This is a genomic window from Mitsuaria sp. TWR114 (assembly GCF_007997345.1).
Genome location: NZ_VOSR01000710.1, coordinates 1 through 1,328 on the forward strand (window position 1 = coordinate 1; position 1,328 = coordinate 1,328).

Sequence of the window (1,328 nt, forward strand, 5' to 3'; positions counted from 1 at the left end):
CGCCGGCGATCGCGTCGGACCCGTACTGCGCCGCGGCGCCGTCGCGCAGCACCTCGATGCGCTCGATCGCGGCCAGCGGAATGGTGTTCAGGTCCACCGGCGCGGACCCCCGCCCCTGCGTGCCGTTGATGTTGACCACCGCGGTGGTGTGGCGGCGCTTGCCGTCGATCAGCACCAGCGTCTGGTCGGGTGACAGCCCCCGCAGCTGGGCGGGCCGCACCGCGTCGGAAGCGTCGGTCAGCGACGGGCGTGGGAAGTTCAGCGATGGCAGCAGCTGCCCGAGCGCTGTCGCAAGCTCGGTGGTCCCGGTGCGCTGCAGGTCCGCGGCGCTGAGGACGTCGACAGGCGACTCGGACTCGGCGACCGTGCGATTGACGCGGCGCGTGCCGGTGACGACGACCTGCTGGAGCTGGTCGGAGGCTGCGCCGGCGGAGGACGAGGCGGTCGTCGCCTGCGCTTGCGCGGACGGCGTGAAACTGGCGGCCGCGGCCAGCGCGATGGCAGTCAATGGGATCGAAACGCGGAAGGTCGGGGGCAGAGGCATGGCGGCTTTCGGGACTGGTCCGATAGGACAAACCCATAGCCTGCGGCGGCCGGCGTGCCCGGCCAACGAAGGTCCGCGCGCAAGCTCATGCGAAGCCCGAGGTCGACAGCGCGAGGCGATGCCGTTTCCGGCCGGCAAGTCCTGCTATCGCCCTTCGCCTCGACGCGCAAGGCCGTCGAGCGGCAGTCCGTGGCAACGCCGCTTCACGACCCGGTCCCGCTCAGCGGGCGGCGCCTGACGCTCCCCCCACCCCGGATTGATCAACGCGAAGGTCTCGTGATCGCGCCATGCGCCGTCGATGAACAGGTAGCGCGGGCTGAAGCCCTCGCGCCGGAAGCCCAGGCGTTCCAGCACGCGGCGGCTGCGCGCGTTTTCCGGCCTCACCGACGCCTGCACCCGATGCAGCGACACCGCCGGTCCGAAGGCCTGGTCGAGCAGGCACTTCAGCGCCTCCTGCATCAGGCCGCCGCCGACGCAGCCCTGGTCCAGGCTGTAGCCCAGCATCGCGCTCTGGAACACGCCCCGCACCACGTCGGAGAGCGCGCACTGGCCGATCACGCGATCCGGCGCCTCGTGCAGCGACAGCCAGAAGCGCCAGATCGTGCCGGCCTCGAAACCGGCCTCCTCGCGCGCCAGGCGGGCCCGCGTGGGCTCCAGGTTCCAATGGTCGGCCGGCCGCGTCGGGTCCCAGCGCGCGAAGTGCGCGGCGTTGCGGGACTGGTAATCGATGATGGCCTCGGCCATCGCGGGCGCCGAGGCGCGCATCAGCAGGCGCGCGGTGCGC

At 72.2% G+C, this 1,328-nt stretch carries 2 protein-coding genes; both read right to left on the bottom strand.

Features of this window, described 5'->3' with window-relative positions; genetic code table 11:
• A partial coding sequence (locus FUT87_RS22895) for a TonB-dependent siderophore receptor (protein ID WP_147242502.1) occupies positions 1-544 on the bottom strand: 544 nt, incomplete at its 3' end.
• 144 nt (positions 545-688) lie between these two features.
• The coding region (locus FUT87_RS22900) for a GNAT family N-acetyltransferase (protein ID WP_147242503.1) at positions 689-1,328 on the bottom strand (640 nt) is incomplete at its 5' end.